At 72.5% G+C, this 14,805-nt stretch carries 13 protein-coding genes; 4 read left to right on the forward strand and 9 right to left on the reverse strand.

Features of this window, described 5'->3' with window-relative positions:
• Positions 1-96 precede the first annotated feature (96 nt).
• Genes purH through ABC304_RS17545 form a run of 3 tightly spaced genes read right to left on the reverse strand, consistent with a single transcriptional unit; the run spans position 97 to position 4,124 of the window.
• Positions 97-1,704, reverse strand: a complete 1,608-nt coding sequence (purH, locus tag ABC304_RS17535; protein ID WP_412932752.1) for a bifunctional phosphoribosylaminoimidazolecarboxamide formyltransferase/IMP cyclohydrolase — start codon at positions 1,702-1,704, stop codon at positions 97-99.
• A gap of 28 nt (positions 1,705-1,732) precedes the next feature.
• Entirely contained in the window at positions 1,733-2,332 is a 600-nt protein-coding gene (purN, locus tag ABC304_RS17540) for a phosphoribosylglycinamide formyltransferase (protein ID WP_412932754.1), read from the reverse strand.
• 4 nt (positions 2,333-2,336) lie between these two features.
• Entirely contained in the window at positions 2,337-4,124 is a 1,788-nt protein-coding gene (locus tag ABC304_RS17545) for a cell division protein PerM (protein ID WP_412932756.1), read from the reverse strand.
• 136 nt (positions 4,125-4,260) lie between these two features.
• On the opposite strand from ABC304_RS17545, the gene ABC304_RS17550 reads away from it, so the two are divergent.
• Complete coding sequence (locus tag ABC304_RS17550) at positions 4,261-5,721, forward strand: NCS2 family permease (protein ID WP_412932757.1); 1,461 nt, start codon at positions 4,261-4,263, stop codon at positions 5,719-5,721.
• Between the two features lie 6 nt (positions 5,722-5,727).
• On the opposite strand, the gene ABC304_RS17555 is transcribed toward ABC304_RS17550, so the two are convergent.
• From ABC304_RS17555 to ABC304_RS17575, 5 genes are all read right to left on the reverse strand, one after another.
• Positions 5,728-6,168, reverse strand: coding sequence for a nitroreductase family deazaflavin-dependent oxidoreductase (locus ABC304_RS17555; protein WP_412932758.1), 441 nt, complete (start codon positions 6,166-6,168; stop codon positions 5,728-5,730).
• Positions 6,169-6,333: 165 nt separating this feature from the next.
• Positions 6,334-7,236, reverse strand: a complete 903-nt coding sequence (gene sucD, locus ABC304_RS17560; RefSeq protein ID WP_127094770.1) for a succinate--CoA ligase subunit alpha — start codon at positions 7,234-7,236, stop codon at positions 6,334-6,336.
• Between the two features lie 31 nt (positions 7,237-7,267).
• A complete protein-coding gene (gene sucC, locus ABC304_RS17565; protein WP_412932759.1) occupies positions 7,268-8,431 on the reverse strand; it encodes an ADP-forming succinate--CoA ligase subunit beta in 1,164 nt (387 codons plus the stop codon).
• 134 nt (positions 8,432-8,565) lie between these two features.
• A complete protein-coding gene (locus tag ABC304_RS17570) occupies positions 8,566-9,168 on the reverse strand; it encodes a response regulator (RefSeq protein ID WP_412932761.1) in 603 nt (200 codons plus the stop codon).
• Positions 9,165-10,382, reverse strand: a complete 1,218-nt coding sequence (locus ABC304_RS17575; RefSeq protein WP_412932763.1) for a sensor histidine kinase — start codon at positions 10,380-10,382, stop codon at positions 9,165-9,167. The genes ABC304_RS17570 and ABC304_RS17575 overlap by 4 nt, the downstream gene beginning before the upstream one ends.
• Before the next feature lie 134 nt (positions 10,383-10,516).
• Here ABC304_RS17575 and ABC304_RS17580 point away from each other — a divergent pair, with 134 nt between their 5' ends.
• Positions 10,517-11,017: a small multidrug efflux protein gene (locus ABC304_RS17580; protein ID WP_412932765.1), complete on the forward strand. Its 501-nt coding sequence runs from the start codon at positions 10,517-10,519 to the stop codon at positions 11,015-11,017.
• A gap of 87 nt (positions 11,018-11,104) precedes the next feature.
• On the opposite strand, the gene ABC304_RS17585 is transcribed toward ABC304_RS17580, so the two are convergent.
• Positions 11,105-12,607, reverse strand: a complete 1,503-nt coding sequence (locus ABC304_RS17585) for an FAD-dependent oxidoreductase (protein WP_412932767.1) — start codon at positions 12,605-12,607, stop codon at positions 11,105-11,107.
• A gap of 92 nt (positions 12,608-12,699) precedes the next feature.
• On the opposite strand from ABC304_RS17585, the gene ABC304_RS17590 reads away from it, so the two are divergent.
• Both ABC304_RS17590 and ABC304_RS17595 read left to right on the forward strand, forming a co-directional pair.
• A complete protein-coding gene (locus ABC304_RS17590; protein WP_412932769.1) occupies positions 12,700-13,362 on the forward strand; it encodes a TetR family transcriptional regulator in 663 nt (220 codons plus the stop codon).
• 149 nt (positions 13,363-13,511) lie between these two features.
• Positions 13,512-14,744, forward strand: coding sequence for an acyl-CoA dehydrogenase family protein (locus ABC304_RS17595; RefSeq protein WP_412932770.1), 1,233 nt, complete (start codon positions 13,512-13,514; stop codon positions 14,742-14,744).
• Positions 14,745-14,805: the final 61 nt, after the last annotated feature.

Below are 14,805 nucleotides of genomic sequence, written 5' to 3' on the forward strand. Positions count from 1 at the left end.
GCCTTTTCCGCGAGACTGCATCGGCGCGGCGAGACGTAGGCGAGAACCCGCTGTCTCGCCGTTCGCGTGCAGTCTCGCGGGTCCGGGACGCGCGGGTCAGTGGAAGAAGTGCCGCTCGCCCGTGAAGAACATCGTCACGCCGGCCGCCTGAGCCGCCGCGATGACCTCGTCATCGCGCACCGAGCCGCCCGGCTGCACGATCGCCGAGACCCCGGCCTCCAGCAGCACCTGCGGGCCGTCGGCGAAGGGGAAGAACGCATCGGATGCCGCGACCGACCCGCGCGCGCGATCTCCCGCCCGCTCCACGGCGAGACGGCAGGAGTCGACGCGGTTGACCTGGCCCATGCCGATCCCGACCGTCGCCGATCCCTTGGCCAGCACGATCGCGTTGGACTTGACGGCGCGGCCGGCCTTCCACGCGAAGATGAAGTTCTGCATCTCGTCGTGGTCGGGGCGCTCCCCCGACACCAGCTCCCAGTCCTTGGCAACGGAGTCGATGTCGCCGGGGAAGCGGTCGGCGTCCTGCAGCAGCAGACCGCCGGAGACGAGCCGCACGTCCATGCGCTCCTGCTGCCAGTCGGCGGGCAGCTGCAGCAGCCGCAGGTTCTTCTTGGTGCGGAACACCTCGAGCGCGGCATCCTCGAACGACGGCGCGACGATGACCTCGGTGAAGATGTCCTTGAGGTTCTCGGCCATCTTGAGGGTGACCGTGCCGTTGGCGGCGATCACGCCGCCGTACGCCGACACCGGATCGCACTCGTGGGCGCGCAGGTGGGCGCTGGCAATCGGGTCCAGCGCGTTGGGCGCCGCCACGGCGATGCCGCAGGGGTTGGCGTGCTTGATGATCGCGACGGCGGGCTTCACCATGTCGAACGCGGCCCGCAGTGCGGCATCCGCGTCGACGTAGTTGTTGTACGACATCTCCTTGCCCTGCAGCTGCGTCGCCTGGGCGATCCCGTGGCCGCCGGCGCGCGTGTAGATCGCGGCGCGCTGGTGCGAGTTCTCGCCGTAGCGCAGCGTGCTGAGCCGCTCCGCGCTGATCGTGAGATGGGCGGGCAGGTCCTCCTCCGCGGCGAGCGTGCCCTCGGCGAACCACGTGGCGACGGCCGTGTCGTAGGCCGCCGTGTGGGCGAAGGCACGGGCGGCGAGCTCGCGGCGCTGCACGAGCGACGTGCCGCCGGCGGCGACCGCCTCGATGATCGCCGGGTACGACTCGGGCGAGACCACGATGGCGACGTTGGCGTGGTTCTTCGCCGAGGCGCGCACCATCGCCGGTCCGCCGATGTCGATCTGCTCCACGACGTCGTCGCCCTGCGCGCCCGAGGCGACGGTCTCGACGAACGGGTAGAGGTTCACCACGACCAGCTCGAACGGCTGCACGTCGAGCTCGGCCAGCTGACGCTCGTGATCCTCCAGGCGGAGGTCGGCCAGCAGCCCGGCGTGCACCTTCGGGTGCAGGGTCTTGACCCGGCCGTCGAGCGACTCCGGGAAGCCGGTGATCGCCGCGACGTCGGTGACGTCATAGCCCGCGTCGCGCAGCATGGTGGCCGAGCCGCCGGTGGAGATCATCTGCACGCCGGCGGCGGCGAGCGCCTCGGCGAGCTGCAGGAGCCCGGTCTTGTCGCTGACCGAGATCAGCGCGCGGCGGACGGGAACGACATCGCGGTCGCGGTAGAGGGCGGGGTCATGACGGGGTCCGGCCATGCGGGGCTCCTGACGGGTCGGAGGGTGGCTAACGGGAGGAAGCGGATGCCGCGGCGAGATCGAGCTCGCCGGTCGCGATGCGGCGCACGACGTCGATCAGCAGTCGGCGCTCGACGGGCTTGATGCGGTCGTGGAGGGTGTGCTCGTCGTCGCCGTCGCGGATCGGCACCCGCTCCTGAGCGAGGATGGGCCCGCTGTCGACCCCGGCGTCGACGACGATGACGCTCGCGCCGGTGCGGTCGACACCCGCGGCCAGGGCGTCGCGCACGCCGTGCGCGCCCGGGAACTCGGGGAGGAACGCCGGGTGCGTGTTGATGATGCGGGGCGACCACTCCGCGACGAGGTCGGCGGGCAGGAGCCGCATGAGGCCGCTCAGCACCACGAGGTCGGGCGACCAGGTGCGCAGCTGGGCGGCCAGTTCGCGGCCCCAGTCCTCCCGGTCGGCGAAGTTGCGGAACGGCACGAGGAAGGTGGGGATGCCGTGGGCCTCTGCGTGCGCGAAGCCGTCGGCCTCGCGGTCGGCGCCGACGACCACGATGCGGGCGGGGTAGTCCTCGTGCGCGGCGGCGTCGAGCAGGGCACGGAGATTCGACCCGGTGCCGGAGATGAGGACGGCGACCGTGAGCACGCGGTCAGTCTACCGGGGGCAGCGGCGACGGCCTGCGGGGGGCGGGCTCCCCCTCGCCGCGCTCCCGCGGCACGAACGGCGGGAGGGGCGCCGTGTCCTCTCGGGCGCGGGCCGGGGTGGTCGCCGGGTCGCCGGCGGCGGCATCCTCGGCGGTGGCGTCCTCGACGGCGGCGTCCCCGACGGCGAAGGAGCGGCCGCTCCCCTCCGCCCGACCGGCGGCGGGATCGAAACCCACCGAGGCGCTGTCGCGGAAGTCCGTCGAGTCGATGTCGCCGAAACGCGTCGAGGCGGTGTCGCCGCCCACGCGACCGTCCCACACGGACGCACGCGTCGCCGCGGCCGCCCGGTCGTCGGCGTCGACAGTCGTGGGCGCGGCATCCGTCCGCTCGTCCTCACCGCGGTCTCGGCGCCACCAGGTGCGCCCGCCGTCAGAGGCCGCACGATCGTCGTGCGAGGTCGAGCGCCCGCCGTGAGAGGTCGAGTCGCGGGAGCGCCGACGGGGCGAGAGCAGCAGGATGGCCGCGCCCACGAAGACCTCGAGCCCCACGGCGAGCGCGACCGGCCCGGGGGCGGCCCCCACCTCGGCGAGACGCCCGGGACCGAGGGAGCCCGAGGTGAGCCGCGCGAGGAGGCCGGCTGCGGCGCCGGAGAGCACCGCGATCAGCGCGGTGAGGGCGAAGCGCACGCCGAACCGGTCGTCGGGCTCGTCCGACGCCGCCGCACGAGCCTCGGGCGGTGCGCCGATGAGCCCTTCCAGCGAGGGCGTGGCCCAGGGTGCGACGGCGGCAGGTGCCGGTGACGCCTCGTCGTGCGCGACGAGGCGCGAGCGGACCGCCCATCCCGCGAGCGCCCCGAGGGCGACGGGCAGGAGGGCCGTCAGCAGGAACCACGGGGAATCGAGCTGGGGCACCGCGCCGAGCACGGGGATGCCGGGGATCACGCCGAGCTGCGTGCCGACCGGCGAGACGGAGGTCGACGTGCCGAGCGCGAACCCGGGCCCGGCCAGGAAGGCCGCGGCCCAGACGATCAGCGTGGGGAGGAAGGCGAGCTGGCCCAGCGCGGTGACCGTGACGCCCGCCACGTCCATGTGCCCGGCCTCGAACAGCGAGACGACCTGCGCGCCGCCGGCGACGACGGCCACGGCGACGGCCAGGGCGCCGACCCCGACGAAGCCGGCGACCACGATCGCGGTGCCGCGCGCGGCGAGGGCCGGAAGCTCCCCCCACCCGCCGGCGGCGGCCTCGACGCGATCGCGCAGACGGGCGACCGCGCCCGCGCCCGCCTCGCGCCACTCGACGACGATGGCGCCGACCAGCGCGGGGATCGCGAAGAAGAGGGTTGGGAAGAGGATCGCCTGCCACAGCTCCGTCGCGGCCACGGCGTTCCCCCCGGTGACGGCGACGAGGGCCGCGAGAGCGGCGAACACGACGGTCGACGACGCCACGCCGGTGCCCCACGCGTCGGCGCGCGACGCGCGGGCGCCCGACCGCGCGGCGAAGACCGCGGTGAACAGCGCGAAGACGGTCGGCGCGAGCGACAGGACGAACGAGCCCGCGGACGGGTCGATGCCCGTCGCGGCGAGGTACGCGTCGGGGAGGGTGACGGCGACGGGGACGAGGTGCCCCAGCTGCCAGATCGTGGCCGACGCCGGCCAGAGCGTCCCCCAGTCGGCGGAGCCGCCGAGACCGAAGGCCCAGAGGGCCGTCAGCGGAGCGAGCGCGATCGCAAGACCGATCGCCGCCGCGAGAGCGGCGTCGATGAGGGAGAGGAGGGCGACGAGAAGGCGATTCATGCCCCATCGACCCTACCCACGGCGTCGCATCCGCCCCGTCGCCCACGCCCGTTCCCCGACGACCGTCGGCGGGAGATCCCGCGAGTGGATCATGGGGCACCGTCGGTGGGGCTAGCCTTCAACGCGGAGGTCACCCATGAGCACCATTCCCCCCGAGACCGACCACGCGCCGCAGACGCGCGAGCCCGGCGGCATCCTCGACCGCTTCTTCGAGATCTCGCGCCGCGGATCCACCGTCGGCACCGAGGTGCGCGGGGGCGTCGTCACCTTCGTGACGATGGCCTACATCGTCATCCTGAACCCGATCATCCTGTCGGGCGGCACCGACGTCGTGGGGAATCAGCTGGGCTTCAGCGCGGTGGCGGCCGTCACCGCGCTCACCGCCGGTGCGATGACGATCCTGTTCGGACTCGTCACCCGCCTGCCCTTCGCCTTCGCCGCGGGCCTGGGCATCAACTCGTTCCTCGCCGTCAGTGTCGTGGGCCAGGTGACGTGGCCCGAGGCGATGGGCCTCATCGTCATCAACGGCCTCATCATCGTGCTGCTGGCAGCGACCGGCCTCCGGCGCATGATCTTCGACGCCGTTCCGCTGGCACTCAAGACCGCCATCACCGTGGGCATCGGCCTGTTCATCGCCTTCATCGGCTTCGTGGACAGCGGCCTGGTCACCTCGACCGGGCTGTCCTCGCCGCCGGTCGGACTCGGCGTGCAGGGATCGATCACGACGATCCCGACCCTGCTGTTCGTCTTCACCCTCGTGCTCACGTCGATCCTCATCGCCCGCAAGGTGAAGGCCGGCCTGCTCATCGGTCTGCTCTCCGGCACGGTGGTCGCCGTCATCGTCGAGGCGATCTGGCACCTCGGCGGCCGCACCGCCGAGAACCCGGGCGGCTGGGGGCTCAGTGTGCCGACCCTCCCCGCGCAGTGGATCGGCCTCCCCGATCTCAGCCTCGTGGGTCAGGTCGACCTCGTCGGCTCCTTCGGGCGCATCGGCGTCCTGGCCGCCCTGACGCTCGTGTTCACCCTGGTGTTCACGAACTTCTTCGACGCGATGGGCACGATGACCGGGCTCTCCCGCGAGGCGGGCCTCGCCGACGAGAAGGGCAACTTCCCGCGCCTGCGCTCGGCGCTCATCGTCGAGGGCGTCGGCGCCGTCGCCGGCGGCGTGACCTCGTCGTCGTCGAACACGGTCTTCATCGAGTCGGGCTCGGGCATCGGCGAGGGCGCCCGCACGGGTCTCGCCAACGTCGTCACCGGCGTGCTGTTCCTGCTCGCCATGTTCCTCACGCCGCTCACCTCGATCGTGCCGACCGAGATCGCCGCCGCGGCGCTCGTCATCGTCGGCGCGCTGATGATGGCGCAGATCCGTCACATCGACCTCAGCGACGTGTCGGCCCTCATCCCGGTCTTCCTGACGGTGACCGTGATGCCGCTGACCTACTCGATCGCCAACGGCATCGGCGCGGGCTTCATCTCCTGGGTGCTGGTGCGCGCGTTCTCCGGCAAGGCACGCGGCATCAGCCCGCTGCTGTGGATTGTCGCCGCCGGCTTCGTCGTCTTCTTCGCCCGGGGGCCGATCGAGCAGCTGCTGGGCTGACGCCCGTCAGGACGCCATCGGCTCCAGCACGAAGATCGCGATCTGGCGGTCGGTCTTCTTCTGATACTCGTCGTAGTCCGGCCACACGGCCACGGCGCGCGCCCACCACTCCGCGCGTTCCTCGCCTTCCAGCTCGCGGGCCAGGTAGTCGCGCTTGACCGCGCCGTCCTGCAGCTCCACGTGCGGGTGGCGGCGCATGTTCTCGCCCCAGCGGGGCTCGTCGGGCGCGCCGCCCTTGGAGGCCACGACGAGGTAGCGGCCGTCGTGCTCGACGCGCATGAGCGCGGTCTTGCGCAGCGCCCCGCTCTGGAACCCCACGGTCGTCAGCACGATGATCGGCACGCCCCGGAGCTCGTTGGCCTCGGTGCCGCCCGACGCCTCGTAGCGCTCGGCCTGCGTACGGGCCCACTCGGCTGTGCTCGGCTTGTACTCTCCGGTCAATGGCATGCCCCCACCCTACGTCGGGGCGGGTTCGGACGGGCGTGGATCCTCCACCCTCCGACCCCCGCGGATCGGCCGCCCTCCGACCCCCTCGCATCGACCGCTCCGGTGAACGACGAGGGGCGGATGCTGCGGCCTGTGGCCGCGGCATCCGCCCCTCGGAATCGCGGGTCAGAGACCGGCGATGATCTCCCGCATGAGGTCGGCGGTCTCGCTCGGCGTCTTGCCGACCTTGACCCCGGCGGCCTCGAGGGCCTCCTTCTTCGCCTGCGCGGTGCCGGCCGAGCCGGAGACGATGGCACCGGCGTGGCCCATGGTCTTGCCCTCGGGGGCCGTGAAGCCCGCGACGTAGCCGACGACCGGCTTGGTGACGTTGGCCTTGATGAAGTCGGCCGCGCGCTCCTCGGCGTCGCCGCCGATCTCGCCGATCATCACGATCGCCTTCGTCTCGGGATCGGCCTCGAAGGCGGCGAGCGCGTCGATGTGCGTGGTGCCGATGATCGGGTCGCCGCCGATGCCGATGGCGGTCGAGAAGCCGATCTCGCGCAGCTCGTACATCATCTGGTAGGTCAGCGTGCCCGACTTCGACACGAGGCCGATCGGTCCCTTGCCGGCGATGTTGGCCGGCGTGATGCCCACCAGCGACTCGCCCGGCGTGATGATGCCGGGGCAGTTCGGTCCGATGATGCGGGTGGTGTCGCCCTTGGACTGGGCGTAGGCCCACGCCTCGGCGGTGTCGCCGACCGGCACGCCCTCGGTGATGACCACCAGGAGCGGGATCTCGGCGTCGATGGCCTCGATCATCGCGTCCTTGGTGAACGCGGGCGGCACGAACGCGATGGAGACGTCGGCGCCGGTCTTCTCGATCGCCTCGGCGACCGAGGCGAAGACCGGAAGCTCGACGGCCGAGCCGTCGGCCGCGGTGTGGGAGACGGTGGTGCCGGCCTTGCGGGCGTTGACGCCGCCGACGACCTGGGTGCCGGCCTTGAGCATCAGCGCGGTGTGCTTGGTGCCCTCGCCGCCGGTGATGCCCTGGACGATGACCTTGGAGTCCTTGTTGAGGAAGATCGACATGTTCTGTGTGGTCCTTTGGGTCTGCGTCGGATCAGGCGTTGGCGAGCTCGGCGGCCTTGTCGGCGCCCTCATCCATCGTCTCGGCCAGGGTCACGAGCGGGTGGTTGGCGGCGCGGAGGATCTCGCGGCCCTCCTCCACCTTGTTGCCGTCGAGGCGGACGACCAGCGGCTTGGAGGCGCTGTCGCCCAGGGTCTCGAGGGCGCCGACGATGCCGTTGGCGACCGCGTCGCACGCGGTGATGCCGCCGAAGACGTTGACGAAGACGCTCTTGACCTGCTCGTCGCCGAGGATGACGTCCAGGCCCGCGGCCATGACGGCCGCGGAGGCGCCGCCGCCGATGTCGAGGAAGTTGGCGGGCTTCACGCCGCCGTGCTTCTCACCGGCGTAGGCGACGACGTCGAGCGTCGACATGACGAGGCCTGCGCCGTTGCCGATGACGCCGACCTGGCCGTCGAGCTTGACGTAGTTGAGGTCGTTGGCCTTGGCCTTCGCCTCGAGCGGGTCGGCGGCGTCCTTGTCCTCGAGCTCCGCGTGGTCGGGGTGACGGAAGTCGGCGTTCTCATCGAGCGAGACCTTGCCGTCGAGGGCGATGATGTCGCCCTCCTCGGTGAGCACGAGCGGGTTGACCTCCACGAGCGTGGCGTCCTCGCCCTTGTAGACCTGGAAGAGCTTGACGAAGACGTCGGCGACCTTGGGTGCCAGCTCGTCGTCGAAGCGCGCGGCCTTCGCGATCTCCAGGGCCTTGGCCTGGTCGATGCCGGTCAGCGGGTCGACCTCGATGCGCGCGAGCGCGTCGGGACGCTCGACCGCGAGCTCCTCGATCTCCATGCCGCCCTCGACGCTGGCCAGCGACAGGTAGGAGCGGTTCGCGCGGTCCAGCAGCACCGAGAAGTAGTACTCCTTGTCGATGCGCGCACCCTGCGCGACCATGACGCGCTTGACGACGTGGCCCTTGATGTCGAGGCCGAAGATCGCCTTCGCCGCCTCGAACGCCTCATCGGGCGTCTTGGCGACCTTGACGCCACCGGCCTTGCCGCGGCCTCCGGCCTTCACCTGGGCCTTGACGACCACGACGCCGCCGATCTTCTCGGCTGCTGCACGCACCTCCTCGGGGGTGTCCGCGACGATGCCGGCGAGAACCGGCACCTCGTACTTCTCGAAAAGGTCACGTGCCTGGTACTCGTACAGATCCACAGTGCAATCCTTCGGTGGCGAACGGTGGGGAGGGGCGCATCGAGCGCGGAAATCTCTCGATATCGAGATATCGGGACGGTCATGAAGTCTACTACTCGCGGCTGTGGCCGCCCGACGCTCCGCCTGCTCTAGGGTCAGATCCAGCCGCGTTCGCGGGCCATGATCGTGGCCTGCTGGCGGGTCTGCACGCCCAGCTTGCCCAGCACCGACGACACGTGATTGCGCACCGTGCCGGGAGACAGATGGAGGGATGCTGCGATCTGCGCGATCGTGGCCCCCTGCTCCCCCGTGCGCAGCACGTCGAGCTCCCGCTCCGTCAGCGGACTGCGCTCGTCGCTCAGCGCGTCGGCGGCGATCTCCGGATCGACGTAGCGGCGCCCCGCGGCCACCTCGCGGATGACCGCGGCCACGTCGTCGGCGCGACGGGACTTCGGCAGGAAGCCGTCGACGCCGGCGCTGAGCGCACGCCGCAGCACCCCGGGGCGTGCGTGCCGGGTGACGACGACGCAGCGGGCGGGGATCTGCCGACGGATGCGCGCAGCCGCCTCGACGCCGTCGAGTCCGGGCATCTCCAGGTCGAGCAGGCACACGTCGGGCCGAAGACGCAGGGCCTCGGCGACGGCCTCCTCGCCGTCCCGGCATTCCGCGATCACCTCGAGGTCGTCCTCCAGCCGCAGCAGGGCCGCGAGCGCCGAGCGGATCATGTCCTCGTCGTCGGCGATGAGCACGCGGATCACGCCGGCACCCCCGCGGCCTGGGGCACGGAGGCCACGAGCTCGAACACGTCCCCCGTCACCTGGTGACGCAGGTCGCCGCCGGCCGCACGGACCCGCTCCGCCATGCCCGGCAGGCCGGAGCCCGCCCCGGAGGCGGGCGTCGAGGCGACGTCGTTGGACACGCGCAGCTCCCAGCCCGTGCCGGCGCGCGCGAGCGCGAGGCGCGCCCACCGGCCGCCGCCGTGCTTGAGCACGTTCGTCGTGCACTCGCGCACGACCGGTCCGAGCACGTCGGCCGGAGCCGCCTCCGCCCCGGCCGCCACGTCGAGGTCGACGCGGAGCCCGGCCGCCCGCAGCAGGTCGGCGGCGTTCGCCAGCTCGTCGGGGAGCGGAACGCCGCGGAACCGGCCGGCGAGCTCACGGGTGCCGCGGCGCGCGTCGTCGACCGAGGCGCGCGCGAGCCGCACCTGCTCCGCGGCGGCGGCGGGGTCCCGCTCGATCATGCGGTCGGCGAGTTCGAGCTGCAGCGCGATCACCTGCAGGTGGTGTCCCTGGAGGTCGTGCAGGTCGCCGGCCAGGCGCAGGCGCTCCTGCACCGCGGCGAGCCTGCTCTCCACGCCCCGCGCGCGATCGAGTTCGCCCACGACGTCCCACCACCACAGCGACAGCACCGTGGCGAGCGGGAGCAGCACGGAGAAGAAGGGGTGGAAGAGCGTCACGCCCGCCGCGGCCGCCGCGGTGTCGCGCGTGCCCTCCACGACCCAGACCACGACGAGCACGATCGTCACCGCCGAGGTCAGACGCAGGCGCACACCCGGCATCCGGGGAACCATGCACAGTGCGAAGGCCACGGTCGAGACAGCGAGCAGGGGGGACGCCGCCGCCACGGCCATGGTCACCGCACCCGCGCCGGAGGCGACGAGCGCCCACACCAGCACCGCGGCCGACGGGGCGGGCGCGGCATCCGTCACCTCCGACATCGCCCGACGGCGGTAGGTCAGGAGCAGCACCGTGCCGCCGGCCAGCCACAGGAGCGCGCCGGCGCCGAAGACGACCGACGTCACCGGGCGGGAGAAGACGGGCGGGTAGAGGATCGTCGGCACGGCCCAGACGAAGGCGGTGACGACCGCGAAGAGGAGCACCGAGCCCGCGGTGTACCACCAGGTCGCGCTGACGCTGCGGGCGAGCCACGGCGCAGCAGGCGTCGAGGACGGGGAGGCCGGGGATCTGCTCACCCGGCCAGGGTACGACCATGACTTCTGTCATGCCGCGGGCCGCTCATCCTCACGGCAGGAGGTGACGTCGCGACACTGCCGCGGCGCGCGCGGGGCGGCTGGGATGGACTGACACCCCACGGAAGGACTTCCCCATGTCGAACCCGATCTCCGACCTCGTCCTCGGCTTCCAGGACCTCGTCGCGCAGGTGCCCGTGCTCGTGCAGCCGTTGATCGTCGCCGTCGCCGGGGCCGTGCCCTTCGTCGAGGGAGAGGGTGCCGCCGCCATCGGCATCGTCGGCGGCCTGAACCCCGTCGTCGCGGCGATCGCCGGCGCCGTCGGCAACTTCCTCTGCGTGCTGGTCGTGGTGCTGCTCGGTGCGAGGGTGCGGACCGCGGTCGTCACCCGCGGCGGGAGAACGGAGGAGCCGCCGTCGGCTCGGCGCCGCAAGGTCATGCGCGCGTACGAGCGCTACGGGACACCCGGCGTGAGCCTGCTGGGACCGCTGCTCGTGCCGACGCAGATCACCTCCGCCGCGCTCGTGTCGACGGGCGTCCCCGTGAAGACGGTGCTCGTCTGGCAGGCCGCCGCGATCGTTCTGTGGACGACCGCCGTCACGCTCCTCATCACCGGCGTCTTCGCCTTCGCGGGCTGACGCCCGTACGCGGTGGCGGGCTGAGGCTCACGGCGGTGCGCGGGTCGCGGGCTTTCGGCCGGTGTGCCGCGCGCGGTCGGGCCTTGGCTAGCGCGCCTCGAGATCGCGCACGGCCGGACCCTCGAGGCGCGTGCCGTCCGCCGCGAAGCGCGACGCGTGGAGGGGGCAGTCCCAGGTGCACTCGGCGTCGTTCCACGAGAGGATGCCGCCCAGGTGCGGGCAGACGGCGCTCACCGCCCGCGTCTCGCCGCCGACGGTGGAGATCGCGACGGGCTCGACCCCGCGCGCGGCCACGACACCCTCGCCCTCGGCGGGCTTCGGCACGGGCGTCCGCGTCGTCAGAGCGCCGGCCCAGCCCGCGGCGGCGGCCGCGCCCACGCGGGCGTTCTCGACCGCACCCTGGGCGATGTCGGCGGGCACGGTGAGCCGCGTGCCGATCCCGGTCATCCACGCGGGGCGGTCGCGCCACGGCACGCCGAGGATCTCCGAGCTCAGCCGGATCGCCGCCCACGGCGCATTGGAGAGACCCCACTTGCCGTAGCCGGTCGCGAAGCGGATGCGTCCGAGGCCGCGGGGCAGCGCGCCCACGAAGGGGATGAGGTCGTGCGACTGGTAATCCTGCGCCGACCACCGGTGCGTCTCGACGGCCTCCGGGAAGTACCGGCGGGTCCAGTCGACGAGGTCGTCGACGGCCGCCCGCTCGCTCTCGGAGCGGCCGACGGGGTGCCCGTTGCCGCCGACGATGAGGCCGGCAGCCGGTCCGTCGCCGGTCGTCACCGAGCGGATGGACCGGGTCGGACCGTCCACCGAGAGCAGCATGCCGTCCGGCACCGGGCGATCCGTGGTGAACGAGACGCAGTACGAGCGCAGGCCGCTCGTCTTGGCGAAGGAGAGGCCGCGGTCGGCGATGGGGGCGCCGGTGGCGAGCACGATGTGATCGGCGAACGCGACACCCTCGGCGGTGTCGACGCGCGGGTCGGGCAGCGTGTGCACCTTGGTCACCCGCAGGCCGGTGTGCAGCGTGCCGCCGGCGGCGACGAACTGCTCCGCGAGCGCCTCCGCGATCCGTGCCGGATCGAGTGCCACCTGATCGGTGAGGGCGATGGCCGAGGCGACGGGAAACGGCACGTCGAGCGCGTCGGGATCGACCCGCCGAACGTCCAGGCCCGCCTCGCGCGCCGTGTCGAACTCGTCGTCGACGGTGGATGCCGCGGCATCCGTCTGCGCGTACGAGTAGGCGGTGCGACGGGTGAACGGCACGCCCGCCTCTTCGGCGAACCCCGTGAGCCACTCCATGCCCGCGCGGTTCGCGTCGACGTAGGCCTTCACGAGCGCGGCGTAGTGGTGGCGTCGCAGCGTCGACAGCACCGACCCCTGCAGCAGGGAGAGCTTGCCGGTGTTGCTGCCGGTGGCGAGCTGCGCGACCTCGCCCGCCTCGATGACGGTGACCGCGCGACCGGCCCGCTGGAGCATGAGCGCCGTCGCGAGCCCGGTGAGACCGGCGCCCACCACGACCACGTCGGAGCGCGAGCCGGGCGCGAACGGGGTGCCGGTGATGCGGGACGTGCCGGTCCTCCACAGGGATTCCATGCTCACAGCCAAGCCGCGCCGCTCGCCTGCGCCAAGGGCTTGACACCTCTCCGGGGCCGCGGCGGGCGGGCACGGCGGATTAGGCTTCGGCCATGACCGAGAGCCCGCCCCCCTCCGCGGTGGTGGCCGCGGCGATCGACCTCTTCGCCGCGCAGGGCTTCGACCAGACCTCGGTGGAGCAGATCGCCCGCGCCGCCGGCGTCTCGCGCTCCACCTTCTTCCGGCAGTTCGGCGGCAAGGACGACGTCGTCTTCGCCGACCACGAGCTGCTTCTCGACCAGCTGCGCGACTACCTGGGCGAAGCGCACGACGACCCCTGGGCGGCGGTCTGCGAGGCGTGCGTGCAGGTCTACCGGCACTTCGCCGCCGACCCCGAGCTGGCCCGCCGGCGCTACACGGTCGTGCGACAGGTGCCCGCGCTGCGCGACCGCGAGATCGTCACGGTCTTCCGCTACGAGCGCCTGTTCGACGAATACCTGCGCGGCGCCCTGCCCGGCCTCGACCCGCTCGACGCGGTCGGCTTCGCCGCGCTCGTGACGGCCGTGCACAATCACGTGCTGCGTCAGCTCATCCGCGGACCCAAGCGCGTGCCGGTCACCGTGCTGCGCCGCGCCCTCGACGACGCGATGCGCCGGTTCGGTGTGCACCCGGCCGGATCCCCCGGCGGAGCGGACGACGTCGCCGTCGCCGTCTTCCCGCGCGGGATGCCGGCCGCCGAGGTCGCCCGCCGCCTCGGCGCCGCCCTCGGCACCTGACGCGCGGGTCGGGCCGCTGGGCGGTCGGTGCTGAACGGCGTGCCGGTCGTTGGGCGTCGGACGGCCTACTTGCCTCACCGTGACACCGCGTACCGCTGACCGTGGCACTGAGTGCCGCGGTACGCTGGGTGGGTCACCCTGGAGGCCTCATGTCTTTCACCCCCGTCCCCGGCCGTCAGACCGAGCGCTACGAGATCGCGGCGCCGCTCGACACCGACTACTACGGCGTCTTCGACGACCTCAGCCCCGAGGAGCGCGACGCGTGGGTGCGCGCGCGCACCTTCTCGGCGGAGATCGCGCCGCACATCGCGGAGTGGTGGGACCGCGGCGAGTACGACCTGAGCGTGGTGCGGCGCATGGGTGAGCTCGACCTCTTCACCGACGGCATCGAGCACGAGGGCCTGACGCATCTCACGCCCCTCGGCGCCGGCCTCGTCAACATGGAGATCTCGCGCGGCGACGGCTCGATGGGCACCGTGCTGGCCGTGCAGGGCGGACTCGCGCTGCGTACCCTCGCGCTCTTCGGCAGCGACGAGCAGAAGGCCGCCTGGCTCCTCCCCCTCGCCCGGGGCGAGGTGCTCGGGTCGTTCGCACTGACCGAGCCCGACCACGGCTCCGACTCCGTGTCGCTCGAGACGCGCGCGCGACGCGAGCCCGACGGCGGCTTCGTCCTGGACGGCGCGAAGAAGTGGATCGGCAACGGCGCATCCGGCGGCGTGACATTCGTCTGGGCACGGGTGGAGTCGCCCGGCGCCGACGACGACGGGACGGTCCGCTGCTTCCTCGTCCCGCAGGACACCCCCGGCTACGTCGGCGAGCCGATGCGCGGCAAGGCCTCGCTGCGGGCGATCCACCAGGCGCTCATCACACTCACCGACGTGCGCGTCCCCGCCGATGCGGTCCTCCCCGGCACCCGGTCGTTCAAGGACGCCTCGACGGTCCTCTACGCCACGCGCTCGGGCGTGGCGTGGTCGGCGCTCGGTCACGCGACGGCCTGCTACGAAGCGGCACTGCAGTACGCGCAGCAGCGCATCCAGTTCGGCAAGCCGCTCGCGAAGTTCCAGATGGTGCAGGAGCGTCTCGCGCAGATGCTCGAGGAGCTCACCGGCATGCAGCTGTACTGCCGGCACCTCGCCGACCTCGAGGCGGGCGGACGGCTGCGTCCCACCCAGGCGTCGCTCGCGAAGTACCACAACACGCGGACGGCGCGGAGGATCGCAGCATCCGCTCGTGATCTCCTCGGGGGCAACGGGATCCTGCTCGAGTACGGCGTCATGCAGCACATGGCCGACATCGAGGCCATCCACACGTACGAGGGCACGGAGTCGGTGCAGGCGCTGCTGATCGGCCGCGACATCACCGGCCTCAGCGCCTTCGCCTGAGCACGCTCGGCTGAGCGGCACCGACCGACCGCGGGGCGTCGTCGCGCCCTACGGTGTGCGA

The sequence above is a fragment of the Microbacterium jepli genome (assembly GCF_047237905.1).
GTDB lineage: Bacteria > Actinomycetota > Actinomycetes > Actinomycetales > Microbacteriaceae > Microbacterium.

Bases quoted from the DNA above. Each gene is read 5' to 3' on its own strand.
- purH (WP_412932752.1), bottom strand. From the start codon at position 1,704: ATGGCCGGACCCCGTCATGACCCCGCCCTCTACCGCGACCGCGATGTC.
- ABC304_RS17545 (WP_412932756.1), bottom strand. From the start codon at position 4,124: ATGAATCGCCTTCTCGTCGCCCTCCTCTCCCTCATCGACGCCGCTCTC.
- ABC304_RS17550 (WP_412932757.1), top strand. From the start codon at position 4,261: ATGAGCACCATTCCCCCCGAGACCGACCACGCGCCGCAGACGCGCGAG.
- ABC304_RS17555 (WP_412932758.1), bottom strand. From the start codon at position 6,168: ATGCCATTGACCGGAGAGTACAAGCCGAGCACAGCCGAGTGGGCCCGT.
- sucD (WP_127094770.1), bottom strand. From the start codon at position 7,236: ATGTCGATCTTCCTCAACAAGGACTCCAAGGTCATCGTCCAGGGCATC.
- ABC304_RS17580 (WP_412932765.1), top strand. From the start codon at position 10,517: ATGTCGAACCCGATCTCCGACCTCGTCCTCGGCTTCCAGGACCTCGTC.
- ABC304_RS17585 (WP_412932767.1), bottom strand. From the start codon at position 12,607: ATGGAATCCCTGTGGAGGACCGGCACGTCCCGCATCACCGGCACCCCG.
- ABC304_RS17590 (WP_412932769.1), top strand. From the start codon at position 12,700: ATGACCGAGAGCCCGCCCCCCTCCGCGGTGGTGGCCGCGGCGATCGAC.
- ABC304_RS17595 (WP_412932770.1), top strand. From the start codon at position 13,512: ATGTCTTTCACCCCCGTCCCCGGCCGTCAGACCGAGCGCTACGAGATC.